Consider the following 26,234-nt stretch of genomic DNA (forward strand, 5'->3'; position numbering starts at 1 on the left):
TGACCCGAGCTCAATGGCCAACTATTAAGTACGACCGGGCCGTAAACCACACTTAAAGGGTCTCGTTTTGGCAACATCGACACCCCCCGTCCGCCCGAAATCCGGACAAAGTTAGCCCAGGCAGACACCCGCGAAACGGACCGTTAACACACCATCCGGTGACCACCCGCCGATAATCGGACGCTGCCCACAAAAACGAACTTGACGTCAAGCCGCCGCGAAGTCATCGGAATCGTCACGCTCCAGAGCCGCGTGATTCCGTCCGGTTTCCGATGCCATTCCGATTCCGCCCCGCTGCCCTCGCACACGGAACGGACGCGGAACGGATACGGAACGGGCGACGGCCCGGCCGCCGCGCATCCGCGGTGGCCGGGCCGTCGTACTGTCCGGGCGGCAGGCGCCGTACGCCCGCCCCCGTCGCGTCAGGCGTGCGCCCGTCGCCTCAGGCGTGCTTCGCGCGCGAGGCGGTACGGCCGCGCTGCTTCTGGTCCAGGACGACCTTGCGGATCCGGACCGTCTCCGGGGTGACCTCGATGCACTCGTCGTCGCGGCAGAACTCCAGGGACTGCTCCAGGGAGAGCTTCCGCGCCGGCACCACGTTCTCCGTGGTGTCCGCGGAGGCGGCGCGCATGTTGGTGAGCTTCTTCTCCTTGGTGATGTTCACGTCCATGTCGTCGGCGCGCGAGTTCTCACCGACGATCATGCCCTCGTAGACCTCGGTGCCGGCCTCGGTGAAGATGACACCGCGCTCCTGGAGGTTGACCATCGCGAACGGCGTCACCGAGCCCGAACGGTCCGCCACCAGCGAGCCGTTGTGGCGGGTGCGCAGCTCGCCGAACCACGGCTCGTGGCCCTCGAAGATCGAGTGGGCGATGCCCGTACCACGCGTCTGGGTCAGGAACTCCGTACGGAAGCCGATGAGTCCACGTGACGGAACGATCCACTCCATGCGGATCCAGCCCGAGCCGTGGTTGGTCATGGTCTCCATACGGCCCTTGCGCGTCGCCATCAGCTGCGTGATGGCGCCGAGGTGCTCCTCGGGGGAGTCGATCGTCATGCGCTCGATCGGCTCGTGCGTCTTGCCGTCGACCTGCTTGGTGACCACCTCGGGCTTGCCGACGGTCAGTTCGAAGCCCTCACGCCGCATCTGCTCGACGAGGATCGCCAGCGCCAGCTCGCCGCGGCCCTGGACCTCCCAGGCGTCGGGGCGCTCGGTGTCCAGGACACGGAGCGAGACGTTACCGATCAGCTCGCGGTCGAGACGGTCCTTGACCTGGCGGGCGGTGACCTTGTGGCCCTTGCCGCCCTTGCCGACCAGCGGCGAGGTGTTCGTACCGATGGTCATCGAGATCGCGGGCTCGTCGACCGTGATCAGCGGCAGCGCGATCGGGTTCTCCGGGTCGGCCAGGGTCTCGCCGATCATGATGTCCGGGATACCGGCGATGGCGCAGATGTCGCCAGGACCGGCCTTCTCGGCCGGCTTGCGGGTAAGAGCCTCGGTCATCAGCAGCTCGGTGATACGGACGTTGGACTTCGTACCGTCACGCTTGATCCAGGTGACGGTCTGGCCCTTCTTCAGCTCACCCTGCTCGACGCGGCACAGCGCGATACGGCCGAGGAAGTTGTCGGCGTCCAGGTTGGTGACGTGCGCCTGGAGCGGCGCCTCCTCGTCGTACTCCGGAGCCGGTACGTGCGACAGGATCGTGCTGAAGAACGGCTCCAGGCTGTCGCTGTCGGCCGGGACCGTACCGTCCTCCGGCTTGGTCAGCGAGGCGACGCCGTCCCGCGCGCAGGCGTAGACGATCGGGAACTCGATCTGCTCCTCGGTCGCGTCCAGGTCCAGGAAGAGGTCGTACGTCTCGTCGACGACCTCGGCGATCCGGGAGTCCGGGCGGTCCGTCTTGTTGATGCAGAGGATGACCGGCATCTTCGCCTGGAGCGCCTTGCGGAGCACGAAGCGGGTCTGCGGAAGCGGGCCTTCCGAGGCGTCGACGAGGAGCACGACGGCGTCGACCATCGACAGTCCGCGCTCGACCTCGCCGCCGAAGTCGGCGTGGCCGGGGGTGTCGATGATGTTGATCGTGATGGGGTCGCCACCCGTCTTCGGGTGGTACTTCACGGCCGTGTTCTTGGCCAGGATCGTGATGCCCTTCTCACGCTCCAGGTCGTTCGAGTCCATCATCCGGTCGTCGAGGTGCTCGGCGGCGTGCGCGGCGAAGGCTCCGGCCTGCTTCAGCATGGCGTCGACCAGAGTGGTCTTGCCATGGTCGACGTGGGCGACGATGGCGACGTTACGGATGTCGTGGCGCGTGGGCATGCTGGCTGGCGCTTCTCTCGATCGTGGGATGCGGCGTTGTTTCCTCGTACGCCCGCCGGGCGGACACGCCACGGCTAGTCCCATGGTACGGGGCCGAGGCGTCGCGGGCTTCCCAGCCCGATCGGAGAGGCCGAAATCACGGTGTGCGGGGGCTGTGCTGGGGCTGTGCGGGGGCGCCTGGGGATGCGCGGGAGGGTGCGGAGCTGCCCGGGTCAGGGCAGAAACGAGCTTGCCCGCCGGGGGGGGCCGGCGGGCAAGCGAATTGATGGGACTCTGAGCTTCCGAGCAGGCTCTGACCTGCGATTTCGGAAACAGGACCGTTTTTTCTTCTCTCGGTCTTCGCCGGATGTACGCTTCCGTTGCCGCTTTTGTCGCCGGTTCTTCGCTACTTCTTCTTCTTGGTGTCCGGGCCGGCGGCCCCGCCCTCCTTGAATCCGATGTCCTGGTAGCGGGGGGTCTGGAAGCCGAAGGCTCCCGCGTTCACGACCGTCGGCTTCACCGCGACCAGCTGCGGGCGCTGGTAGAGGGGGATGGATCCGGCCGCGGCCCAGATGCGGGCGTCGGCCTGCCTGACCAGATCGCGGGACTTGCCCTCGTTCAGCTCGGCGGCGGCGCTGGCGAAGAGCTGGTCGATGTGGTCCGTACCGACGCGGGTGTAGTTCTGCTCCACCAGCAGCGAACCGTCGCTGGCGGGCACGGGCTTGGCGTAGATCGGCCGGCCGTCGGTCGCCGGGAAGGCGCTGGCCGGCCAGGAGTAGAGGGCCAGGTCGTAGTGGCCCGAGGCGACGTGGTCCTTGAAGTACTCCTCGTCCGCGACCTTGCTGATCTCCGTACCGACACCGATGCGCCGGAGCATCCGCGAGATCCGCTCACCGACGGAGCGCAGCGACTCGGCGCCCGCGCCCGCGGGCAGTACGAAGCGCAGGCTGAGCTGCTTTCCGTCCTTCCCGAGCGGGCCGCTCGGGACGGTCGCGACGGAGGGGGACGGGGAGGGAGCGGCCGTGCCACGCGGGGCGTAGGCGCCCGCCACACCACCCGGCTTCTTGTCGGAGTCGTCCACGGCGTCGGCCTGCCGGAGCAGCGCGACGCCCTGGATGCGGGCGACGGACGCGGGGGCGAGGACATGCGTGGCGGACTCGGGGCGGGGGGCCGTCCTGCCGGGCTTGTTGTCGCCGACGATGTACAGGCCCTCGTCGGAGGGGACGTCGCGGGCCGCGTCCTTGTCGTCGTTCTTGTCGCCCTTCTTCTTCTCCTCGGCCGCGGCCTTCTCCTCGTACTTCCGCTTCTGCTCCTCGGCCTTCTTCTTCTCGGCCTCTTCGGTCTTGGCGTCGGGCCGCTTCGCCTGGGCCGCCGCCTCGGCCGCCGCCTCCGCCTCTTCCTCGGTCAGCTCCTCGTCGCCCTCCTCGCCCTCCACGGGCTTCTTCTGGGCCTTGCTGCCGGCCTTGGCGGTCACCTTCTTCTTGGCACCGTCCGGCGTCCAGCCGGCGTCGGCCAGCAGAGCCTGCGCCTCAAGGGTGTCCTGCTTGCCAAGCGCCTCGCTGCTGTCCGCGTACGCCTTCTGGCCCATCAGCGCCAGATGGCTACCGGGCGGATTCGCGGGCAGTCCGAGCGGCTTGAGCACCGTGTCGGCCAGCTCCTGGCGGTTGATCGCGCGGGCCACCGCCCGCCGTACCCGCTCATCCGCGAGCGGTCCCGACTCGCCGTTCAGCGCGAGCTGCGTGAACGCGGGCTCCAGCGACTTGCGGACCTCCCAGCCGCGCAGTCCCTTCTGCTCCCGCGCGTACCGCACGATGGACTCGGCCTTCCGCTTGCGCGCCTCCATCGCCTCCTCGGCCCGCTCCTCGTCGGAGCCGTTGACCAGCGCCCAGGACCGGAGCGCGGAGCCCGGGGTGACGTTGACGCCAGGACCGTGGGTGAGCGGCTGTCCGCCGCCGGACTCGGCGTCCTTCTCCGCCAGGGCCATGCGCTTCACCACGCTGCTGTCGATCTCGACGATGTCGACCTTGCGGGCCGCGAGCGCCGCCGCGCTCTCACCTCTGGGCACCGTGCGCATGATCAGCTGGTCGAGCTTGGCGGGCTCTCCCCACCAGTGGGGGTTACGGGCGAGCGTGGTCTCCTTGGCCTTGCTGTCCACCTTCTTGACGGTGAAGGGCCCTGCCGTCACCTTCAGGTTCTTCCTGGCACCGTCGTTGAACGCGTTGGGCGTCCCCATCACGTCCTTGGGGTAGAGCGGGCTGAACAGCGACTCCCAGTCGGCGTACGGCTTGTTGAAGGTGACCTTGACCTCAAGGTTGTTGGCACCGCGCTCGATCTTCTCGATCCGCTCGTACCCGGCGTTGCGTGCCGTCCAGTACGCGGAGTCCTTGCCGCGCAGCGCACGCCACTGCGCCACGAAGTCCGGTGCCCCGATCTCCCGGCCGTTGCTCCACACCGCCTGCTGGTTGAGCTTGTAGAGCACGACCTGCTTGGGCTCGCGCTCGACGATCTTGGCGGTTTCCAGATAGTCGGGGTTCCGCTGGGGCCTGCCGCTTTTGTCGAGTGTGAAGAGGGCGGGCAGTACGGCACCGGCGATCCGGCTCGTGGCCGCGTCCGCGTCGGCCTGGTAGCTGTTGAGTGTCGCGGGCATGGTGTCGACCGCCCAGTGCATGGTGCCGCCCTGCGCGACCCCGTCACGCTTCACGGCCGAGATGTCCGGGGCGGCGGCGGCCGAGGGCTCGCTCCCGTCCTCCTCCGAGGTGCACGCGGACAGGGCGAGCACACCGGTGGTGAGAAGCGCGACGGAGCGGAGAGTTCGGGAGCGGAGCGTTCGGGAGCATGTCCTCCCGCGTGGGGCGCCGACGTGGGACATGGCTTGTACCTCTTCGTCCTGTTTGTGGAATTTAGAGATGATCACACCTATTTGCCCACTCACTGAAGGGGACCGCGAGTCAGCGGCGGCGCAGACACGGCGTTACGTGCCGCCAAACCCACCCGAGCGGCCCAACGCGCCCGGCCCCGGCTCTTGGCTCAAAGCGGTCCCGGGACGGACCGGCTCGGCAGAAACTAGTGACCTACCGCTTCACAACAGGGGATGTGACGCGGAACACTCGCAGGCGCACGGAACACAGTCAGGCGCACAAGAGAGCCGTCCGAGGGGTGACCCTCGCGATCCCCGCATGCCACCCGACACCGTGGAAGTGAGGGCAACTCATGTCCCTGCAAGACGATCTGACAGCGGTCAAGCGATGCCTGGACGACCTGGTCCGGACGGTCGGACGGTTGGAGCAGAATCTCGCGCTCCTGCGAGAGAACGAGTCCCGACCCCAGCCGGCCGGTCGCGTCGAAGACCTGGTGACCATCCCCGACACTCCGTACGACAGCGCGCTGTGGACGGACTCGGACGACGAGGGCCTGGGCGTACGCGACCGGCGAGCTCCCTAGCAGTCAGGAGTCCTCGTTGGCCACCGGTACCGAACCTCCGGCTGTCAGTACGGGCGTATCCGGCGGTACGGGCGTGCACGGCGCCTCGCGCGCCGCCATCGCGCCCCGCCATCTGCGGACGGACCGCTGGTGGCTGGCGCCCGCCATGACCGCCGCCGGACTGTTCGCCTTCATCGTGTACTCGACCTGGCGGGCGTTCGCGAACAGCGACTACTACGCGGCGCCGTATGTCTCGCCGTTCTACTCGCCCTGTCTGGCGGAGAACTGCGCGCCGATGCGCGGCGGCCCCAACTGGGAGATCTTCGGCAGCTGGTGGGGCCTGTCCCCCGCGCTGCTGATCCTGATCTTCCCGCTGGGCTTCCGGCTGACCTGCTACTACTACCGCAAGGCGTATTACCGCGGCTTCTGGGCCTCGCCGCCCGCCTGCGCCGTCGCCGAGCCCCACGCGAAGTACACCGGCGAGACCCGCTTCCCGCTGATCCTGCAGAACATCCACCGGTACTTCTTCTACGCGGCCGTGCCGGTCGCCGGCATCCTCACGTACGACGCCGTGCTCACGTTCCGGGACGAGGAGTACGCCTGGGGCCATATGGGTCTGGGCTCGCTGATCTTCCTCGCCAATACTGTGCTGATCTGGGCGTACACGCTCTCCTGCCACTCCTGCCGGCACATCATCGGCGGCCGGCTGCGGCACTTCTCGAAGCATCCGGTGCGCTACCGGCTGTGGGGCTGGGCCGGGAAGCTCAACAACCGCCATATGCAGCTCGCGTGGGCCTCGTTGATCAGCGTCGCCCTCTGCGACTTCTACGTGTACCTGCTGGCCACAGGAGCCTTCGACGACCCCCGCCTCTTCTGAGCCTCGCCGAGCCTCTTCTGACGATCCGCGCCTCTTTTTAGGGAGAGCCATCCGATATGACGCAACTCGAACGCCGGCAGTGGGACGTCGTGGTGGTGGGTGCGGGAGGTGCGGGCCTGCGCGCTGCCATCGAGGCGCGCGAGCGGGGCGCTCGTACCGCCGTCATCTGCAAGTCCCTCTTCGGCAAGGCCCATACGGTGATGGCCGAGGGCGGGATCGCCGCCTCCATGGGCAATGTGAACTCCGGCGACAACTGGCGGGTGCACTTCCGCGACACCCTGCGCGGCGGGAAGTTCCTCAACCAGTGGCGGATGGCGGAGCTGCACGCCCAGGAGGCGCCGGACCGCGTCTGGGAGCTGGAGACCTGGGGCGCGCTGTTCGACCGTACACCCGACGGAAAGATCTCCCAGCGCAACTTCGGCGGGCATGAGTACCCGCGCCTCGCCCATGTCGGTGACCGTACGGGGCTGGAGCTCATCCGCACGCTCCAGCAGAAGATCGTCGCGTTGCAGCAGGAGGACTTCCGCGAGTACGGGGACTACGAGGCGCGGATCAAGGTCTACCAGGAGTGCACGGTCACCCGGATCCTCAAGGAGGGCGGCCCGGGGGACGGCGGCGCGGACGACGGCGGCCGGGTCGCGGGCGTCTTCTGTTACGAGCGGGAATCCGGCCGCTTCTTCGTGCTGGAGGCCCCGTCCGTCGTACTCGCCACGGGCGGCATCGGCAAGTCCTTCAAGGTGACCTCGAACTCCTGGGAGTACACCGGCGACGGCCACGCGCTGGCGCTGCTCGCGGGCGCTCCGCTCCTCAATATGGAGTTCGTGCAGTTCCACCCGACCGGAATGGTCTGGCCGCCCTCGGTCAAGGGCATCCTGGTCACCGAATCGGTACGCGGCGACGGCGGGGTGCTGCGCAATTCCGAGGGCAAGCGGTTCATGTTCGACTACATCCCGGATGTCTTCAAGGAGAAGTACGCGGAGTCGGAGGACGAGGGCGACCGCTGGTACGAGGACCCGGACCACAACCGCCGTCCCCCCGAACTCCTCCCCCGCGACGAAGTGGCCCGCGCCATCAACTCCGAGGTCAAGGCGGGCCGCGGCTCTCCGCACGGCGGTGTCTTCCTCGATGTCTCGACGCGGATGCCCGCCGAGGTGGTCCGGCGCCGGCTGCCTTCGATGTACCACCAGTTCAAGGAACTGGCGGATGTCGACATCACGGCGGAGGCGATGGAGGTCGGCCCCACCTGTCACTACGTGATGGGCGGGATCGCCGTCGACTCGGAGACCGCCGCCGCGCCCGGGGTCGCCGGGCTGTACGCGGCGGGCGAGGTCGCGGGCGGAATGCACGGTTCCAACCGGCTCGGCGGGAACTCCCTCTCCGATCTGCTGGTCTTCGGCCGGCGGGCGGGGCTGCACGCCGCCGCGTACGCGGCCGGGCTCGACGTACGCCCGGCCCTGGACGAGGGGCAGATCGACGCGGCGGCGGCCGAGGCGCTGCGCCCGTTCAGCGCGGGTGAGACGTCGCGGGGTGACGCGGGCGGTCCCGGTGACGCGGGCGGTCCCGGTGGCGCGGGCGGTCCCGGTGGCCGGCCCGCGGAGAATCCGTACACCCTCCATCAAGAGCTCCAGCAGACGATGAACGACCTGGTCGGCATCATCCGGCGCGAGACGGAGATGGAGCAGGCGCTGGAGAAGCTGGCCGAGCTGCGCGTACGGGCGGGCCGGGCCGGGGTCGAGGGCCACCGCCAGTTCAACCCCGGCTGGCACCTCGCGCTCGACCTGCGGAACATGCTGCTGGTCAGCGAGTGCGTCGCACGGGCGGCCCTGGAACGTACCGAGAGCCGGGGCGGCCACACCCGGGAGGACTGGCCCGGCATGGCCCCCGACTGGCGCCGGGTCAATCTGTACTGCCGGCTCGCCGGTACGCAGGAGAGCGCGGCCACCGATCCCACGGCCGGCCGGATCGCGCTGACGCGCCGGACGACCGAGCCCATACGTCCAGACCTGCTCGCCCTGTTCGACAAGGAAGAGCTGGTCAAGTACCTCGCCGAAGAGGAGCTTCACGAGTGAGTGCGAGTACGGGTACGAGCGCGAGCGCGTCGACCGCATACGAGGCGAAGTTCCGGGTCTGGCGGGGCGACGCCGACGGCGGTGAGCTGAAGGACTTCGCCGTCGAGGTGAACGACGGTGAGGTGGTCCTCGACATCATCCACCGGCTCCAGGCGACCCAGGCGGCGGATCTGGCGGTGCGCTGGAACTGCAAGGCGGGCAAGTGCGGTTCGTGCAGCGCGGAGATCAATGGCCGGCCGAGGCTGATGTGCATGACCCGGATGTCCGTCTTCTCGCGCGAGGAGACGATCACGATCACCCCACTGCGGGCCTTCCCGGTGATCCGGGATCTGGTGACGGACGTGTCCTTCAATTACGCGAAGGCGCGGGAGGTGCCGGCGTTCGTGCCGCCGCCGGGGGTCGCCGCCGGTGAGTACCGGATGCGGCAGGTGGATGTGGACCGCTCGCAGGAGTTCCGTAAGTGCATCGAGTGCTTCCTGTGCCAGGACACCTGCCATGTGGTGCGCGACCACGAGGAGAACAAGACCGCGTTCGCCGGGCCGCGCTTCCTGATGCGGGTGGCCGAGCTGGACATGCATCCGCTGGACGCGGCGGAGGAATCGGGGCTCGACCGGAAGAAGACCGCCCAGGACGAGCACGGCCTCGGCTACTGCAACATCACCAAATGCTGTACGGAAGTGTGCCCGGAGAACATCAAGATCACCGACAACGCGCTGATTCCTCTCAAGGAACGGGCCGTGGACCGGAAGTACGACCCGCTGGTGTGGCTGGGCAACAAGATCCGGCGGCGCGGCGAGTGATTTAGAGGCCGCGCGGACCTCTTAGCCGCGTGAATGCGGACCTCTTAGCCGCGCGGATACGGGAGGGGCCCATCATTCCGGGCCCCTCCCGGCTGTGGTACGTCAGCGGTGGTGCGTCAGCCGAGGAGCTTCACGATCGCCTCGGTGGTGCCGGTCTCGCCGAGCCTGGGAAAGATCTTCTCGACGCTGTTGCGGTGCGCGCCCTCGTCCATGTCGGCGACCGCGTCGACGGCGACGGTGACGTGGTAACCGTGCTCGTGCGCGGCGCGGGCGGTGGACTCGGCGCCGATGCTGGTGGCGATACCGGTCACCACGACCTGGGTGACGCCCCGGCGGCGCAGCTGGAGGTCGAGATCGGTGCCGTAGAAGGCGCCCCACTGCTGCTTGATGACCACGATGTCGCTGTCCTGGACGCCCAGTTCGGGCAGGAGGTCGGCCCAGTCGGCGGCCGGCTGCCCGCCGCGCGCGGGACCCTCGGTACGGCCGGGGGCGCCGCCGGTGACTCGTACGAACACGACGGGCAGGCCCCTGGCGCGGAAGGCGGCGGCGAGCTCGACGGAGCGCGCCACGACGTCGGCGGCCGGGTGGGGGACGGTGGGCAGGGAGGCGATGCCCTTCTGGAGGTCGACGACGACCAGGGCAGTCTTGGGGTCGAGGGTGGTGACGGTCATGGTGGTGCTCCTCGCGGTGCGGAGTGGGGCGGTTATCGGTGTACGTGTGGCGCCCGGTCGGTGACGCCGATCAGAGGTGAGGCCGATCCGAGGTGAGGCCGCTTTGGCGCCGGTGTCCCGGGCGGTGCGCCGGGCGGTGCGCCGGAGCCCGGCCGCGGGCCCGATGCTCCCGGGCGGGGCATGCTCCCGGGTGGGGCATGCGCCTGGCCCGCGGATACGCCGCGCGTGCCCGCTTCCGTCCCGCGCGGCTCCGTGTCACTCACTCCGCTCCACCGGCCACCAGCCGCTCCAGCAGGACCGCGGCCTCGGCCAGAGTCCGGCGCTCCGCGCCGTCCAGTTCGCCCGCGATCGCGTCGGAGAGCCAGCCCTGCTTGGCCGCGCGGACCGCGACGAGCGTGCGGCGGCCGGTGTCGGTGACCGAGACGACGGACTGCCGCCCGTCGTCGGGATCGGGCGTCCGCGCGACCATGCCCTGATCCTCCAGGGCGCCGAGCGTCAGCCGCATGGACTGCGGACGTACGTACTCCGCGCGGGCCAGCGCGGCCGTGGTCGACGGCCCTTCGCCGTCCAGCAGTGCCAGCACCGAGCGCTGGGAGGGCGTGAGCCCGGTGTCCGGTGAGGTCGTGCGCAGCCGTCGCATCAGTCTGCCGACCACAGCGGTGAGATCGGCGGCTACCTGCTCCGGTGTCGGGTCTCCGGGCCGCTCGGACTCCTCGTACATCCGTCCACCGTAGGAGATGGGCAGGAAACCTTGGAAGTTTGCCTGTCGTTCTTGACCGGATCCTGACCCGGGCCCGGAGGGGCCGCCTTGCTCACCGGACCGCACGGCGCCTAGGGTGAATGCGCTTTCATGACACACGCATCCACGCGTACGCGTCGCCGAGGTCGGGTTGGCGGCGGAAGCGGCGAGGGAACAGCGGGTTCAGCACCGAATAGCACCGAACAGCACCGAACATCAGCGGATATCACCGAAGAGAAGAAGGGGACGGTCGGTCGGGTGAGTGCCCCCACGGTGTACGACGTCGCCGAGCGGTCGGGCGTCTCCATCGCTACGGTCTCGCGGGTCTACCGGAACCCCGATTCCGTACGCGTCCAGACCCGCGACCGGGTACTGGAAGCGGCGCGCGCGCTCGGTTACGTACCCAGCGGAAACGCGCGCGGTCTGGCCAGCAGGACCACCGGCGTACTCGGGCTCTGCTTCAACGACTACTCCGATCCGGACGCCGAGACGGATGCCGAGGCGGTCGACGCGTATGACGACTCCGCGGTGATGCTCTACTCGGACCAGATCATCCGGGGCATGGAGCGGGCCTCGCGGCGGCACGGCTACGCGCTGCTGATCGCGGCGTCCCTGAAGGGCGGGCCGGAGTCACTGGTGGCGAAGGTCGCGGGGCGGGTCGACGGATTCGCCGTACTGGCGCGGACCGTCCCCACCGAGGACCTTGAGGTCATTTCGCGCCGACTGCCGGTGGTGATGCTGGCCGGGCCGCGCGAGATCGACCATCTCGACCACATCGAGGTGGCCAACTCCGACGGTGAAAGGGAACTGACCCGCCATCTGATCCGCGATCACGGCTTGCGCAGGCTCGTCTTCGTCGGCGGCGAGAAGGACTCACCGGACGCGGAGGCGCGGTTCCGGGGGTTCAGGGACGCCTGCGCCGAGGCCGGACTGCCGGTGCCGGACGAACCCGATCTGCGCGCCGTGATGATGACGCAGGCCGAGGGAGAACGAGCCGCCGAAACGCTGCTCGACCGCGCCGACCGGGACGGTGGCCGCCCGCAGGCGATGCTCTTCGCCAACGACCAGATGTCGATCGGCGCGCTCCACGCACTGGAGCGGCGCGGGGTACGGGTACCCGAGGACATCGCGGTCGCCGGCTTCGACGGGATCCCGCTGAGCCGCATGGTGCGACCGGCGCTGACGACCGTACGCCAGCCGATCCGCCGGCTCGGCGAGGAGGCGGTGGAACTGCTCGTACAGCGACTCACGGAACCGACCCGCGAACCGGTGTCCCTGATGCTCCCGGTCTCGGTGGCCCGCCGGGCGAGCTGCGGCTGCGGCTGACGCGCGGGGGCTCATCGTGGTGGTGGCCGAGTAGCCGGACATCGACTCGCGACTCGGTTCGCCCTACGCCCCGAGCGTCACCGCGTCGGTCTTGCCGGCCGGCTCAGGATCCGTCGGCACGGACGAGTGACTGCCCCGAGTGGAACTCCGGGTGCGCGAGAGCAGGCTTTTCCATCGCGGGGCACTCGAATCGATGCCCCGGGACGCCGCGCAGATTACCGCTCCCACCATAATGAATCCGAAGGAGATGATCCCGATCTGCAGGATGATCAGAACGTGAAGGGATGCGCTTATAGTCGCAGCCACCGCCTGCCAGGACCCGCGCCGCAACAAGAAAAACGCGATCAAGCCTTCCGCGAAAATTGTCCCCCAGGCGGACAGAAGAGCGATAAGAGTGATACCCGTTGCCCAGCGAAACAGGTCGGCGAACAGGCCGGCGGCCCCGAAGTTCTCCATACGTGCGACATAGTAAGTCGCACTGCCTTCCGCCCACTGATCAACGGGCAATTTCGCCAGGGCACTATTGAGATAGATGTATGCGACTTGGAGTCGCACACCCCACCAGCCGGCCCAAGCGAGACCCTGCCAGATCGACCCCTTCCCCTCTTCGCTATTGGACTTCTGCCAATGCCACCTCCGCTTGTCATTGGCGCAAGCCAGAAGAAGGAAGAAGGTGACAACCTGCGCAACAGCATCGCCGCCGTCAGGTAGCGATATCGACTGGCCGATGGAGAGAGACGCCCAGAAGTGCAACACCGTCGTGTACCGGGGAAGAATCCCGCTCGCGACAATCAGAAGCAAGGCCAGAACGAGGAGATTGAGGAGCTGACGATCCGCAGAGCCCGCCAGGCAATACACCGAAACGGCCTGGACCGGGGTCGAACAGTCAACCTCGATCTCAGCCCCACCCACCGGAACGAAAAGATAAGATGCCGGCGTGAAGATCAAGATCGACGCTTGCGCAAGTGCGATCATTGACCTGCCCATCCCGAGCGCCCGGGACTCGGCAGGAAAGCGCCGGACAGACCGCTCCATCAGCACAGCTAATCGCTTCGCGAACACTTCGCCTCCACAAGAGCAGCCTTCTTGTCGAGGCGCCATCCCTCATATTTTTCGCGAAACTTCCACGGAATGGGCCTCGACTCCACAAGCACCAATCGCCCACAAAGAGTTGGGACCGGCGACGAGTTCGTGACAGAGGTAGGAACCGAGGACCCGGCAACCACCGCTGGACAATCTCCCTCTATCTCCTCGCAGTCTTTCCACGCCTGCACCTGGTTCGCCATACTGGCAACCTCCGGGCCTTGCGCACGCTGTCGTCGCGTTAACCCATAGAGATTGTCCGAGCGCGAGTTCGGCAGTCGCGCCGCATAGGCGACACCATCGTCAGACACGACGTAAGGAACGAACTCAGGATCGCTCGGAGGTTTCGTAAAGAACGCCCAGCTCTGGGGCAAAAACCTCGCTGAGAGCGACCGAAGATCACCTCCGTCGCGCGTGGAGAGTACGTTGCTCGGAAGTGAGAAGAAGATCGATCCGGCCAGCAGAACTCCGACCACGAGGATGCCGCCCGCAGCAGAGACCAGACCTGATACTGAGCGAATCGACTCAAGGTCGCTCCCCTCGGCGGTCCGCTCGTCAGTGTTCTGCTCGGTGGTCACCGGGCCGCGACTCACGTCAGCGCGGAGGTCAGGGCGTCGACGAACGCGTCGCGCTCGATACCCGAGCCGGTCGGGCTGCCATCCTCCAGATACCAGGTGACAACCACGACGGTCGCGAGGGCGTTGGTGGCAACGCCGGCGTTCGTGTACACGACGGCGTTGGCGGCACCTACGGCGTTCACGTAGATGGCCACGTACGCGCCCATGTAGAACCAGCCGCTCGCCTGCGCCTGCGCCTTGCCGTCGTTCGCCGGCTCGGCGGTCTCCTTGATCCACTTGTTGAAGGAGATCGAGAAGTCACGGAGAGCCGCGTCAACGCGCACAGGGTCGCCGGAATGGAACGGAACCGCCACGTCCTGGTGGAACCCGGGGTGGGCAGCCAGGTACTCCCCGATGATCTGGTTCAGCGCCTCTTCATTGGTGTGAGGCTTATCGGGGTTGAACCCGAGCATCCGCTTCAGCTCGGGGTGCGCATCCGCGATCGGCCCCTGGGCGGCGAGCAGCAGCTGAAGAAGCTCCGCGTCGCTGTACTTGACGGTGTCCTGTGCCGCCACCTTGAGCTGCGCCTTGCCCGGCGCGGAAGCTCCGCGGCCGTCGTCAGCAAAGGCACTTTGGGCAGTAAAGCCGCCCGCCACAAGAATGGAGCCGGCCGCTATCGCGGCAACTATATTTCTCGATCTGAACTTCACACTGTCCTCCCCTAACACGTGATGCAGCTCAGCGTGAGCTGAACTATCCATCCGAATGACCGACTGCGCGTGCAGCCGAATTCGCCTTGATCGCTGCTGTGGTGAGGAGCGTGAGAACCACTATGATTCCAGCCATCGGGACGATGATGACAGCCGGATTCTTGGCATCGCTCAGCGTCAACGTCAAGCTGATTGCCAAAGAAGCCGCCCCCACGGCGTAGGCGGTCAGGAAAGTCACCGTCAGCATCGGAGCCGCCGAGGCATGTCCTGCCTGCCATGCACTGTCCGATGACATCGTCGCCTTGGTTCGAATTCCAATCGCGGAGTTGCGCTGGATGCTTCCGCTCGCAACTTGGTTCTTCACGTAATGAATCATCACGCCCAGCGCAATCAGCCCTACGCCGAAAACCAATCCCGCGACCGGATCCATTGCTCGTCCTCCAAGAACGTAGACGTCATCGTTTCCCTTTTGGAGACGCCCTCCACCCACCAACAGGGATCAAGTCACCTGCCAATACGCCAGGCCGCCCCCCATTCACTCTGCATACGCCCAAACCCCGTGTAGGGCGCAATGCCACAACCGTAACGTGGACACCTTGGGCACCTAAAGGTTGTTTCAAGCCACCACCCGTACCCGTATGGCGTGTTGTAAGTGGTTGGCGCCCTCCCCAGTTGCGGACGGAATGGTTCCAAGTGCGACAGCGGGTGCACCCACTCCCCGTCGGTTTTCGGACAGTGCCTGGCGATGTGTTCATCGCCGATCCGAAGATCGCCCGTGGTCGCTAATTCGAGGCCAAATAGGTAAGGTATGGCTATGCATCACGCAATCACGCCCGAAGAGCTGATTCGCCGATACGGAATCACCGGCGTCGTTTATTTTCCGCGTTACGAAACCGGTGCGCACCTCCATGAGGAGACGGTGAGTTTTCTGAGTTCTGTCGGATTGCCGCACGATGAGCAATTCATGACACGAGCGGAGGGTGCGCCGATCCTGCTCTCGGAAAAATATGCGCATCGTGATGAGGAACTTCCCTCGCAGTGCGAGAACTGGCTTGAACTGGGCTGGTTCTCATACATGGTCATCGCGCTGGACCCGACGGACGGGAAGGTGTACGCGTTCCCGGAAGGGGATCCTCTTGACGCGTATGTGCAACTCCATCGGGATGTGGAGTCGCTCGTCCACACTCTTCTCGCTTTTCGGGAGTTCACGGACGCCTGTCGCTCAGGTGCAGACCTCGATCAACTAAACACCCAGTTTGCAGCGAAGATCAACTCCTTCGATCCGATCCCTTTTGCGGCCGAGGAATCCGAGTGGACGCGGATCATCGAAGAAATCCTGGAGGAGTCATGGTCCGCGTAGTGACCCGATCGCGGAGCCCGATTTCATCGCTGGCTGCAAGACGATCAGTCATTGCAGAAACAGCTTGGACTTCCGATTGCCCGATACGCATCTGTGGATCAGCTCTAATGGCCTCCAGCCGACCTACAACATCAGGCCAGCCGGGGATGGCGAGCGCCACAGAGAAAAGCCCCGCGCCGAGAACAGTCCGGCGGGACGGGTCCATGTCTTGCCTTCCCAGATCGATCAACCCCTCCAAGGTACTGGCGGGTTGTTTCATCTGGTTGGGCGACGGGGGGGGGGAAGCCTGACTCACTGAACGTCACCGGGCGGTGAAGTCTCCGGGCCAACGCTTCGAGGACGAGCGGCGAAGGCTCCAGCCTGCGACTGACCCAGGCCACCACCGGCCAGGGCGTCGTCCCGCTGAACCAGCCGGGTTAGAACGTGTCTGCGCTGACGGGTTCGCCGGCCGGCCGAGAGGAAGAACCTGGCCAGGAGGCTTTGCTGCCCTCGACGTTGGCGACCATCCTGCGCAGCACCTTGAGCGCGGCTACGTACTCTTCGTCGCTGATGCCCTCGTGGACCACACCGCGCAGCTCGGTCACCAGCTCGCGCAGCCGCACCCTGGCAGCCTCCCCGGCATCGGTGAGCTGCAGGCGCTGCCCGGTGTCGATCCTGAGCCAGCCGCGGTGGAGCAGCTGGTCGATGACACGAGCGATCTCGTGCGGCCCGTCCGCGAGGGGCGTCAGCTGGATGACGACCTCCTCGCGGCTCGGCGCCGCGGCCCCACCGTTCACCCGGTTGAGCACCCAGTACTGCGGCTGCGTGACGTCGATCCTGGCCATAGCGTCACGCAGCTGCCGAGTGACGGCCGCCTGCGCGAGGCCACTCCAGTATCCGATGGGCTGAGTGGCCAGCATGTCGTCAGTGGCAGCCGGATCAGCCGGCGCCTGGTCGGTGGCGGTGTCAGTCAGGGGTCTCATGATGGCGACGCTATATCCCCCATCCGAGGGACGGATAGACGTACCGGACAGGGAGGTCAACTGTCCGCACACAAGGATCTGAGATGTCCGCTCACCCGGACAGCCCGCTGTCCGTTGACACCTGCCGAGGTGCCACCACCAACCCCCGGCAGGGACGGGTGAAACCCCCGCCCTGGTGGAGCACGACGTACAGCGGCCCTCGGACAGTCGCCAACCACCAGGGCGGGGTCATCACAGCACACAACCCCAAAAAGGAGTGTGCAACGTGAACACCACCACCGATAACCGCCCTGCCCCCGAAACGGTGGCGGAGCGAGCCCGAGAGATCATGACGGCCCTTTCGCGGGACCCGGAGTTCAGCGCGTTCAGCGCCGCCGCGCTCAAGTACGACGAAGCATGGACGTGCTTTACCGGATTCCCGGTCATCAGTAACTGGGACCTGGGCGCCGACAAGCGCCCGCTACTGACCGAGGGACTTCGGGCCCTCGCCCTCAAAGCCGCTGTCTACGAACTCGGCGGCCAGGACGAGACCATGACGGAAATCCCGATTGCCGTACCGGTGGACGAGATGATGCACGCCATGATCGCGCAACCCCAGTTGCTCGCACGCATCGCGGGACGTGTCGGTATCGCAGTCATCCACCAGACCGACAAAGAGCACCACGACCACACCACCGGCGACTACACGCACACCGCCTACGTCCACGCGTGGGGCACACCGCCCGAACGCTACCCGCTCTTGTACAGCCCTGGCGGGAGCCCGGCCTTATCCGGGTGGACACAGACCGGGGTGCCGTCCGCTGCGTACCGGTGCCCGTCGTCGGGGTTGAAAGGGCACTCTTCCGTTGGCCGCTCGTAGACATCGAACTGCCCGACAGGGAGCGCCCGCGAAGGACAGATGCCGCAAGCGAGATGGTGAACGTCACTGGGAACGAAAGCCGCAGTCATGAGGCCGACCATAGCTACCACGGAGGGTGGATCCCGCTACCCGCTCCGTCACCCACAGCCGAGCCCGTCCTCCGGGCGGACGGCGCTGCTTTGAAGACAGGACGGCCGCCTCGTAACGGTCCCGCCAGAACGTGTCGAATCCGTCCGGCGGGGCAGGCGCGGCGATGGTGAGCAGACGTCGCACGCGCAGATGTCGCACATGTTGCACGAGCGTGACCTAGCCGCCTCTTGCGGTTTTCCGAAACGCGACGGCAGAGTGATGTATGCGCTTACAGGCAGCGCATACATCGGAGAGCTCAAGGAGGAGCCGTCCATGCACCGCACCGCCAGAACCGCCTCTGCCGCCACCGCACTCGCGGTGGCATTCGGACTCACCGCGTGCGGAAGCTCGGGTGGTGAGGGCGTCGCCGCCGACAAGAAGCAGACGCTCACCGTGTGGGCCATGGGCGCCGAGGGCGAGAAGCTCGCGGACGTCGCCAAGGTGTACGAGAAGGCCAACCCGCACATCACCGTCAAGGTCACCCCCATCAGCTGGGATGTCGCGCACCAGAAGCTGGTCTCCGCGGCCGCCGCCGGCACCCTGCCCGATGTCGCGCAGATGGGCGGGACGTACATGGGCGAGTTCGCCGAACTCGGCGTGCTGGAGCCCGTCGACACCGCCGCCTTCAAGAAGGACGACTTCTTCCCCGCCGCCTGGAAGCAGGGAGAGGTGGACGGCGAGGTGTACGGCGTCCCCTGGTACGTCGACACCCGCGTCCTCTACTACCGCACCGACCTCGCCGAGAAGGCCGGCGTCAGCAAGGCGCCCGCCAACTGGCAGGAGTTGGGGCAGCTCGCCACCGCCTACCAGAACAAGGCCCGTACGAAGTGGGGCCTCTACCTCCAGCCCAGCGGTCTGGACACCGTACAGAGCTGGTACCCCTTCCTGTACTCGGCCGGCGGCGAGATCGTGTCCGAGGACGGCAAGGCGGTCTTCAACAGCCCCGAATCCATCAGGGCCATGACGGAGTACGCCTCGTACTTCGACAAGGGGCTCACCAAGAAGACCACCCCGCCCGGCTACGAGGTGCTGAAGGACTTCAACTCCGGTGACGTGCCGATGTTCTTCTCCGGCCCCTGGATCATGACCCTGATCAATGACGACTACCCCGACCTCAAGGGCAAGTGGGGCGTCGCGAAGGTCCCCGGTGACAAGGCCTCCGTCTCGATGGCGGGCGGCTCCAGCCTGGTCGTCTCCAAGGACAGCACGCACAAGGCCGCGGCCACGGACTTCATCACGTACCTCACCGGCACCGAGGGCCAGAAGGACTGGTTCACCCGCACCAGCGACCTGCCCGCCAACACCGGCGCCTGGGACTCCGGCAAGCTCTCCGACGACCCGGGGCTCCAGGTCTTCCGTGAGCAGATGGAGACCGCCAAGGGCACGCCGGTCCTGGCCAAGTGGAGCGAGATCACCTCGAAGGTCGACGAGGCCCTCGGCGCGGTGACCCAGAACAAGTCCTCGGCCAAGGACGCCGCCGACAAGGCGCAGTCCGAAATCGAAGGGCTCGTGGAGTAGCCGCCATGACCACCACGACCGAATCCGCCGCGGACGCCGCCCCGGCACCGGCCGGGGCCAGTTCGCCGACGAGCGGTGCGAAGGGCCGTGAGCCGCGCTCCCTGGGAGAGCGGAATCTGGCAGGGTGGCTGTTCTCCACCCCCTTCCTGGTGCTCTTCACGGTCTTCATGGCCTTCCCGATCGTCGCCACGCTCGCCATGAGCTTCACCGACTTCGGGCTGCGCAATGTGACCGACCCGCTCTCCGCGGAGTTCATCGGTTTCGAGAACTACACGAAGCTCTTCGGCGACGAGAAGTTCCTGAAGGCGCTGTTCAACACCGCGTACTTCGTGGTCATCGGCGTACCGCTCACCATCGGCGCGGGACTCGCCGCCGCCGTTCTGCTGAACAGCGGGATCGACCGGGCGCGGACCTTCTTCCGGGTCGGCTTCTACGCCCCGGTGGTGACCAGTATCGTCGCCGTCGCCGTCGTCTGGACGTTCGTCCTCGATCCGTCCGAGGGGCTGATCGCGGGCCTGGCCTCCGAAGTCGGCCTCACCACCCCCGACTTCCTCGGCTCCGAAGCGCTGGCCATGCCGTCACTGATCCTGATGGCGGTCTGGCGCAATCTCGGCACGGTGATGGTGCTGTTCATCGCGGGTCTCCAGGCCATTCCCACCGACGTACGGGAAGCCGCGCGGCTGGACGGCGCCGGTCTCCGGCAGGAGTTCCGCCGGATCACCGTGCCGCTGCTGCGGCCGACGACGCTGTACGCCACGGTCATCACCACCATCGGCTACCTCAACGTCTTCGAGGAGCCGTTCGTGATGACCGAGGGCGGCCCCTCGAACAGCACCCTCACCGTCTCGCTGAACATGTACCGCGAAGGCTTCAACTTCTTCCACATGGGCTACGCGAGCGCCATGGCGTATGTGCTCTTCGTCGTCATCATGGGCATTACGGTGCTCCAGCTCCGTCTGCTGAAGGACAACACGAAATGAGCGCCGCGGAGACTTCGACCCAGCAGGCGGCGCCGCGCCGCAAAGGGCGTACCGGCCGGCGCGGGAAAACCGGCGTGTACGTCCTGCTGTCGCTCGGTGTGCTGGTCATGTCGGCGCCGTTCCTGTGGATGGCGCTGTCCGCCTTCAAGACCGACCGCGAACTGGCGGCCGACCCGCCGGTGTGGCTCCCCACCGAGTGGACCCTGGCGCACTTCTCGCGCCTGCTCGACCGGCTCGACCTGCCGCTCTACTTCTTCAACTCCGTGCTCGTCGCCGTGCTGGTGACGGTCTCCAACCTGGTGTTCTGCTCGATGCTGGGCTACGCCCTGGCCAGGCTGCGGTTCGCCGGCCGGAACAAGCTGTTCGCGCTGGTGCTCGGCGCGCTCATGGTGCCCGGCAATCTGATGCTGCTGCCGCTCTTCGTCCTGATGAGCACGTTGGGGCTGATCGACTCGTACGCGGGTCTGGTGCTGCCGTTCGCCGCCGGGGCCTTCGGCGTCTTCCTGATGCGGCAGTTCATGCGGTCGATCCCGGACGAGCTGCTGGAAGCGGCCCGGATGGACGGCGCCGGTGAGTGGTACGTCTTCTGGCGGATCGTGATGCCGCTGGTCAAGCCGGCGCTCGCGACGCTCGCGATCCTCACCTTCCTGAGCTCCTGGAACAACTTCGTCTGGCCGCTGATCGCCACCAACGACCCGGACAAATACACGCTCCCGGTGGCGCTCGCCACGTTCGCCACCGACCCCAATCAGTCGGAGGGCTCCAACGGCATGCTGATGGCCGGCTCGTTGCTGATCGTCCTGCCGGTGCTGCTCGTCTTCATCGTGCTTCAGCGGTACTTCACCCAGGGCATCGCCACGGCCGGCATCAAGTAATGGCCCGCCCCTCCGCCGCCCGCCGGACCTTCCACGTATCTCCGCGCGCCTTCGCAACTCCGCGCGCTGCCCTACCTCCGCACTGCCGTACCTCCACACCCCCCTCGAAGAAAAGGTTTGTACTTCCATGACCGAAAAGTCCGCCGCTCGCGCCGACTGGGACTCGCGCATCGGGAAGCCCAGTGACCGGCGACTCACCGGCATCGGGGAGCTTCCCGCTCCCGCCGGTCCGGCCGCCGAGGACGGCACCGGCCATGTGCTGCTGACCTGGCGGCCGGTGCCGGGCGCGCTCGGCTATCTGGTGCACCGCGCCGACTCCGCCGAGGGCCCCTTCGAACCGCTCGACCACCTCGGCGGCGATGTGCTCGCCGTACCGCACCCGCCGTACGCGGACACACTGGCCCAGCCCGGCCGCGGCTACTTCTACAAGGTCGCCACCTGGTCGGACAGCGGCGCCGGCGCGCTGTCCGAGGCCGTGCCCGGCTCCGCCAGGGCCATGGGGTCACGCCCCGCCGAGGTCACCGTGGCCGTGGACGCGGCCGCCCCGGCCACCGAACTCCCCGGCGTCTGGAACCGGATGATCGGCGCCGAGCATTTCTCGCTGCTGACCTGGGACAAGCCGGGCGCGGGCGGCTCCGAGGTCGCGAAGGAGTACGGCGAGGCGCTGGCCATCGTCCGCGACGAGATCGGCGTACGCTCCGTCCGCGCGCACGGCACCTTCCTGCCCGAGACCGTGACCGTACGCGGCGACGGCTCCTTCGACTTCTCCGGCCTCGACGCCGTCTACGACCGCTTCCTGGCCACCGGTCTCAAGCCCGTCGTCGAGCTCTCCTTCATGCCGAAGGAACTCGCCTCCGACCCGCACTACACGGTCTTCGACTACAAGGCCCTGGTCTCCACCCCCGCCCAGTGGGAGCGCTGGGGCGATCTCTGCCGCGAACTGACGGTCCACCTCCAGGAACGGTACGGCCGCGACACCGTCGCCGGCTGGGAGTTCGAGGTCTGGAACGAGGCCAATCTGGCGGTGTTCTGGAACGGCACCCAGGACGACTACCACCGGCTCTACGAGATCGCCGTACGCGCCGTGAAGGGCGTGGACGACCGGATCAAGGTCGGTGGACCCTCCTCCGCCGCGGCCGGCTGGGTCGGCGCGCTGCTGGAGTACTGCCAGGAGCACGACGTCCCCGTCGACTTCGTCTCCACCCACACCTACGGCAACGCCCCGCTGGACTTCCGTCCGATGACCCGCGCCTTCGCGGAGGCGACCGGCAGGCCGGAGCCGGAGATCCTGTGGACGGAGTGGGGCGTCACACCCACGCACTTCCACCGCGTCAGCGACTCCGTCTTCGCCGCGCCGTTCGTGCTGCGCGGGATGAAGAGCGCGCTGTCGTCCACCGACTGCCTCTCCTACTGGGTGGCCTCCGACCAGTTCGAGGAACTGGGCTGGCCTCCCCGGCTCTTCCATGGCGGTTTCGGGCTGCTGACGGTGGGCAATCTGCGCAAGCCGCGCTTCTGGGCGCTGTATCTCCTCTCCCAGCTCACCGGCGGCCGGATCCCCGCCGCCGTCAGCGGCGACGGCGCGGGGGCGCTCGTCGAATCCCTCGCCACCCGCGCCGAGGACCGCTCGACCGTGGACGTCCTGCTCTGGAACGGGACCCTCGACCAGTCCAAGATCGACGGCGCGGCCGTGCTCGACCGCGCCGCGACCGTCCGTGTCATCGGGCTCGAACCGGGCGCCGTTTACGCCGTCGAATCGCGCAGGGTCGATGAGCACCACGCCAATATCCAGGCCGTCTGGAAGGACCTCGACGGCGGCGACTGGCCCGACGACCAGCAGTGGCGGAAGCTGCGCGCCGCCGACGAGCTGCCCACCGAGGCGCCGGCGCCCGTCACCGCGGACGCCGAAGGCACCGCCGAGCTGACCGTCGAGCTGCCCAATCCCGGCATCCGCTTCCTGCGCCTCACCCGCGGCTGATTCCCCTCTCCCCCGCCGCCCCGGACCCGGGGGCCGACGGCACCTGACCGCCGTCGGCCCCCGTACGTACCACCACCGCAACTCCCACTCCCACCACAACTCCCCACTCCCACTCCCACCACACAACTCCGCACCCGCCAACAGGAGCTGGACTCTTATGGACCGTCGCACGTTTCTCGCCGCAGCGGGAACCGGGGCCGCCGCTCTGTCCCTCGGAGCCGTATCCACACCCGCCCTCGCCGCACCCGCCCCATCCGCACCCGCCCCATTCGGACCGGCCGGATCCGGACCGACCGTCGCCGCATCCACCTCCGAACTACCCCTGCTGCACCGCTGGTTCGAGGACACGTACCGCTCGATCGAGGCCATGACGACCGACTTCGGTCTCACCGCCGACAAGATCGATATCTCCGGCCCGGGCACGCCCGTCCCCTCGCGAAACACTTCTCCGACCAATATCGGGTGCGGCCTGTGGTCCACCGTCGCCGCCGCGGGCCTCGGCGTCATCGGCCGGGACACCATGTACCGCAGACTGGCGCACACCGTCTCGGCGATCGAGCGGCTGGAACGCCACCACGGCTTCTGGCTCAACTGGTACGACGCGTACGACGGTTCCGTCCTCACCAGCTGGCCCGGCACCGGCGACCCGGTCCGCCCCTTCCTCTCCTCCGTCGACAACGCCTGGCTCGTCACCGGCCTGCGGATCGCCGCCGACGCGGAACCGCGGCTGCGCGGCCGGGTCGCCGCGATCCTCGCGACCGCGGACTGGTCGTACTACTACACGCCGTACGACCCGGCCGACCCGGTGAAGAACCCCGGCCAGCTGCGCGGCGGCTTCTGGACCGACACCGGTGAACCCACCGCGCACCACTACGGCGCCCTCAACACCGAGCCCCGCATGGCCAGTTATCTGGGCATCGCCGACGGCTCGCTCCCCGGCGACCACTACTGGCACATGCTGCGCACGATGCTCCCCGAGCACGGCCAGGAGCAGCCGCCGGGCGGCGCGTACGAGACCATCGACGGTGTCCGCCTCTGGCAGGGCCACTACACCCACCGGGGCCGCAAGCTCGTCCCCACCTGGGGCGGTTCGATGTTCGAGGCGCTGATGGTGCCGCTCTTCGTGCCCGAGACCGAGTGGTCGCCGCGCTCCTGGGGCACCACCCACCGCCGCTATGTGCGCTCCCAGATCGAACACGGGCTGGCGGAGGCCGGGTACGGCTACTGGGGCTTCTCCCCCTCCAATGTGCCCGAGGGCGGCTATCAGGAGTACGGCGTCGACGCGATCGGGATGCAGACCGACGGCTACGCCTCCAACACCGACCGCACCTTCGTCACCCACGGCGAGCCGCTGCCGCCGGCGTCCGCGTACACCAACGGGGTCGTCACCCCGCACGCTTCGTTCCTCGCGCTGCCGCAGGCGCGCGGGGAGGCCATCGCCAATCTGAAGGCGATCGCGGCCGACTTCGGCGCGTACGACGGCCGGTACGGCTTCCGTGACTCCGTCAATGTGGGGACGGGCCGGGTCAGCGACTTCGTCCTCGCCCTCGACCAGGGCATGATCGCCGCCGCGCTCGCCCAGGAGCTGCGTCCCGGACTGCTCCAGCGGCCGTTCCGTACGGGCGGATTCACCTCGCGGGTACGGCCGCTGCTGGCGAAGGAGCGGTTCAGTATCTGAGGCCGGGCTCGGAGGCCGCGCGAATAGGCGGCGCGGCCTCTTACTCGCCGGTCCTGTCAAGACGTCCCCAGCCGTCGCGGTAGGACCTCCAGTCCTTCTCGGTCGCCGCGAAGTCCACGTAGATCGCGACCCCGAAGCGGTCCCGGTCGCGGTCCGTGCGCCCCAGGCCCAGCCTGACGCCGCGGACCGCGGCCGCGACGGTCTCCGCGTGGCCGTGATGGCTCAGGTCGTCCTCGTAGTAGAAGGGCAGACCCATCAGCAGGTCGGTGTCCTCCGGCGTGACTTCGAGGGCGAGCGTGGTCTGCTGCGCGACATAGCCGCCGTACATGCTCTCCAGGGGCATCGCCGTGTCGTACGACATGACGGCGATCTGGTCGACCCGCCGGGCGACCTGCGCGAAGAACGCCTGCGACCACCACTTGGGGTGTCCGGTGAGGGCGTCCGCGACGGAGTGCAGCGCGGGCAGCGGATCGATCTGGTGGGCGGCGACGGAGAGCGGCACCTCCCGGGCCCGGGTGAGGGCACGCAGGTCGTCCAGGAGCGAGAGATAGTCGCGGTCGCCGGAGTGCAGCGGTTCCAGATCGAAGTGGACGCCGTCGAAGCCCGCGTCCAGGATCTGTCCGGCGGAGCCCACCACGGCGGCGCGGGACGCGGCCCGCTCCAGACGCAGCCCGTCGGGGGTCTCGGTCGCGAGCTTGTCGCCCAGCCAGGCGTGCACGCGTACGCCCGGGAGCTCGCGGTGGACGGCGTCGATCAGCCAGCGCGCCCGGGGGTAGCGGGCCGTGGGGAGAGTGCCGTCATGTTCCAGCGGCCCGGCGTGGACATACAGATCGCGTATCCCGGTCCCCCGGACGCGCTGCGCGAAGGCGTCGAGATCCGCGTCCTTCTTCCGGCCGTCCACCCAGGCGTGGCCCAGCCAGATGGCGTCCTTGCCGCGGGTGCAGGTGCCGTCCTGGAGGTCGCCCGCGTAGGTGAGGCGCAGCGCGACCGCGCCGGTGAGGGCCGGTACGACGAGCAGGACGGCGAGCGCCAGCGCGACCCGCTTGGGCCACCGGGCGCGGGGAGCGCGCCAGACCCGTATCAGTGTCCGTCCGATTCCGCGCCACTGTGCCCGCAAGGCCGACCCCTCCCCCATGTGCCCCGACCGGCCGGTCGGGGCGATGCTCAGACTATGCGCCGGGCGTCGCGCCGGGCGCCCGCGCCGGGCGCCACCTGATGACGGACCAGGGCTCGTTTCAGGAGGCGCTACGTCCGGTCGCGCCCACCCCTGACCGGACATAACCTCCCAAATGTGATCCCACTCGTAAGCCGCCCTCGGACGCGTATAGCCGCCCGGACCCTTCTGGCCGC

General features: G+C 67.7%; 22 protein-coding genes. 12 read left to right on the plus strand and 10 right to left on the minus strand.

Translation table 11 applies throughout. From position 1 onward, the window contains the following. Nucleotides 1-442 precede the first annotated feature (442 nt). The gene (gene typA / locus ACFRMN_RS11765; RefSeq protein ID WP_383017004.1) at nt 443-2,317 is read right to left on the minus strand and encodes a translational GTPase TypA; all 1,875 of its coding nucleotides are present in this window, start codon (nt 2,315-2,317) and stop codon (nt 443-445) included. Nucleotides 2,318-2,702: 385 nt separating this feature from the next. Next, complete coding sequence (locus ACFRMN_RS11770; RefSeq protein WP_383017007.1) at nt 2,703-5,165, minus strand: ABC transporter family substrate-binding protein; 2,463 nt, start codon at nt 5,163-5,165, stop codon at nt 2,703-2,705. Nucleotides 5,166-5,506: 341 nt separating this feature from the next. Here ACFRMN_RS11770 and ACFRMN_RS11775 point away from each other — a divergent pair, with 341 nt between their 5' ends. Genes ACFRMN_RS11775 through ACFRMN_RS11790 form a run of 4 tightly spaced genes read left to right on the plus strand, consistent with a single transcriptional unit; the run spans nt 5,507 to nt 9,462 of the window. After that, nucleotides 5,507-5,737, plus strand: coding sequence for a hypothetical protein (locus tag ACFRMN_RS11775; RefSeq protein ID WP_383017010.1), 231 nt, complete (start codon nt 5,507-5,509; stop codon nt 5,735-5,737). A 16-nt stretch (nt 5,738-5,753) separates the two neighbouring features. Next, nucleotides 5,754-6,593 (plus strand): hypothetical protein, encoded by an 840-nt coding sequence (locus ACFRMN_RS11780; RefSeq protein ID WP_383017013.1) that lies wholly within the window; start codon nt 5,754-5,756, stop codon nt 6,591-6,593. Between the two features lie 56 nt (nt 6,594-6,649). Further along, nucleotides 6,650-8,662, plus strand: coding sequence for a fumarate reductase/succinate dehydrogenase flavoprotein subunit (locus ACFRMN_RS11785; RefSeq protein ID WP_383017016.1), 2,013 nt, complete (start codon nt 6,650-6,652; stop codon nt 8,660-8,662). Further along, complete coding sequence (locus tag ACFRMN_RS11790; RefSeq protein WP_383017019.1) at nt 8,659-9,462, plus strand: succinate dehydrogenase/fumarate reductase iron-sulfur subunit; 804 nt, start codon at nt 8,659-8,661, stop codon at nt 9,460-9,462. The genes ACFRMN_RS11785 and ACFRMN_RS11790 overlap by 4 nt, the downstream gene beginning before the upstream one ends. Before the next feature lie 116 nt (nt 9,463-9,578). On the opposite strand, the gene ACFRMN_RS11795 is transcribed toward ACFRMN_RS11790, so the two are convergent. Then, a complete protein-coding gene (locus ACFRMN_RS11795; protein ID WP_383017022.1) occupies nt 9,579-10,133 on the minus strand; it encodes an isochorismatase family protein in 555 nt (184 codons plus the stop codon). Between the two features lie 259 nt (nt 10,134-10,392). Next, nucleotides 10,393-10,854 carry a MarR family winged helix-turn-helix transcriptional regulator gene (locus ACFRMN_RS11800; RefSeq protein ID WP_383017025.1) on the minus strand — a complete coding sequence of 154 codons (462 nt, stop codon included), beginning with the start codon at nt 10,852-10,854 and terminating at the stop codon, nt 10,393-10,395. Nucleotides 10,855-11,130: 276 nt separating this feature from the next. Here ACFRMN_RS11800 and ACFRMN_RS11805 point away from each other — a divergent pair, with 276 nt between their 5' ends. Further along, the gene (locus tag ACFRMN_RS11805) at nt 11,131-12,198 is read left to right on the plus strand and encodes a LacI family DNA-binding transcriptional regulator (RefSeq protein WP_383017028.1); all 1,068 of its coding nucleotides are present in this window, start codon (nt 11,131-11,133) and stop codon (nt 12,196-12,198) included. A 63-nt stretch (nt 12,199-12,261) separates the two neighbouring features. Here the strand turns inward: ACFRMN_RS11805 and ACFRMN_RS11810 are convergent, their stop codons facing one another. Genes ACFRMN_RS11810 through ACFRMN_RS11825 form a run of 4 tightly spaced genes read right to left on the minus strand, consistent with a single transcriptional unit; the run spans nt 12,262 to nt 14,978 of the window. Next, nucleotides 12,262-13,260 carry a sporulation-delaying protein SdpB family protein gene (locus ACFRMN_RS11810; protein WP_383017031.1) on the minus strand — a complete coding sequence of 333 codons (999 nt, stop codon included), beginning with the start codon at nt 13,258-13,260 and terminating at the stop codon, nt 12,262-12,264. Beyond that, complete coding sequence (locus ACFRMN_RS11815) at nt 13,242-13,859, minus strand: SdpA family antimicrobial peptide system protein (protein ID WP_383017034.1); 618 nt, start codon at nt 13,857-13,859, stop codon at nt 13,242-13,244. Before ACFRMN_RS11815 ends, ACFRMN_RS11810 begins: the two co-directional genes overlap by 19 nt. An 11-nt stretch (nt 13,860-13,870) precedes the next feature. Further along, entirely contained in the window at nt 13,871-14,548 is a 678-nt protein-coding gene (locus ACFRMN_RS11820; protein ID WP_383017037.1) for a hypothetical protein, read from the minus strand. Nucleotides 14,549-14,591: 43 nt separating this feature from the next. Further along, on the minus strand, nt 14,592-14,978 hold the full coding sequence (locus tag ACFRMN_RS11825) for an SdpI family protein (protein ID WP_383017040.1): 387 nt from the start codon (nt 14,976-14,978) through the stop codon (nt 14,592-14,594). Between the two features lie 384 nt (nt 14,979-15,362). Between ACFRMN_RS11825 and ACFRMN_RS11830 the strand changes: the two genes are divergently transcribed. Further along, entirely contained in the window at nt 15,363-15,908 is a 546-nt protein-coding gene (locus tag ACFRMN_RS11830; RefSeq protein WP_383017043.1) for an SUKH-4 family immunity protein, read from the plus strand. A 416-nt stretch (nt 15,909-16,324) separates the two neighbouring features. Here the strand turns inward: ACFRMN_RS11830 and ACFRMN_RS11835 are convergent, their stop codons facing one another. Further along, the gene (locus tag ACFRMN_RS11835; protein WP_383017047.1) at nt 16,325-16,870 is read right to left on the minus strand and encodes a MarR family winged helix-turn-helix transcriptional regulator; all 546 of its coding nucleotides are present in this window, start codon (nt 16,868-16,870) and stop codon (nt 16,325-16,327) included. A 265-nt stretch (nt 16,871-17,135) separates the two neighbouring features. On the opposite strand from ACFRMN_RS11835, the gene ACFRMN_RS11840 reads away from it, so the two are divergent. The 6 genes from ACFRMN_RS11840 to ACFRMN_RS11865 all read left to right on the plus strand — a co-directional run bounded on the left by ACFRMN_RS11840 (nt 17,136) and on the right by ACFRMN_RS11865 (nt 24,884). Continuing rightward, nucleotides 17,136-17,729: a hypothetical protein gene (locus tag ACFRMN_RS11840; protein ID WP_383017050.1), complete on the plus strand. Its 594-nt coding sequence runs from the start codon at nt 17,136-17,138 to the stop codon at nt 17,727-17,729. A gap of 402 nt (nt 17,730-18,131) precedes the next feature. After that, the gene (locus ACFRMN_RS11845) at nt 18,132-19,376 is read left to right on the plus strand and encodes a sugar ABC transporter substrate-binding protein (RefSeq protein ID WP_383017052.1); all 1,245 of its coding nucleotides are present in this window, start codon (nt 18,132-18,134) and stop codon (nt 19,374-19,376) included. Between the two features lie 5 nt (nt 19,377-19,381). Beyond that, nucleotides 19,382-20,356: a carbohydrate ABC transporter permease gene (locus ACFRMN_RS11850; RefSeq protein ID WP_383017055.1), complete on the plus strand. Its 975-nt coding sequence runs from the start codon at nt 19,382-19,384 to the stop codon at nt 20,354-20,356. Continuing rightward, the gene (locus ACFRMN_RS11855; RefSeq protein WP_383017058.1) at nt 20,353-21,231 is read left to right on the plus strand and encodes a carbohydrate ABC transporter permease; all 879 of its coding nucleotides are present in this window, start codon (nt 20,353-20,355) and stop codon (nt 21,229-21,231) included. Before ACFRMN_RS11850 ends, ACFRMN_RS11855 begins: the two co-directional genes overlap by 4 nt. A gap of 127 nt (nt 21,232-21,358) precedes the next feature. Further along, nucleotides 21,359-23,206: a glycoside hydrolase gene (locus tag ACFRMN_RS11860; protein ID WP_383017061.1), complete on the plus strand. Its 1,848-nt coding sequence runs from the start codon at nt 21,359-21,361 to the stop codon at nt 23,204-23,206. A gap of 157 nt (nt 23,207-23,363) precedes the next feature. Continuing rightward, nucleotides 23,364-24,884 carry a glucoamylase family protein gene (locus ACFRMN_RS11865; protein ID WP_383017064.1) on the plus strand — a complete coding sequence of 507 codons (1,521 nt, stop codon included), beginning with the start codon at nt 23,364-23,366 and terminating at the stop codon, nt 24,882-24,884. 40 nt (nt 24,885-24,924) lie between these two features. Here the strand turns inward: ACFRMN_RS11865 and ACFRMN_RS11870 are convergent, their stop codons facing one another. Then, nucleotides 24,925-26,019 carry a hypothetical protein gene (locus ACFRMN_RS11870; RefSeq protein ID WP_383017067.1) on the minus strand — a complete coding sequence of 365 codons (1,095 nt, stop codon included), beginning with the start codon at nt 26,017-26,019 and terminating at the stop codon, nt 24,925-24,927. Nucleotides 26,020-26,234 lie beyond the last annotated feature (215 nt).

This window comes from Streptomyces sp. NPDC056835 (genome assembly GCF_042789485.1).
In the GTDB taxonomy this organism is placed as follows: domain Bacteria; phylum Actinomycetota; class Actinomycetes; order Streptomycetales; family Streptomycetaceae; genus Streptomyces.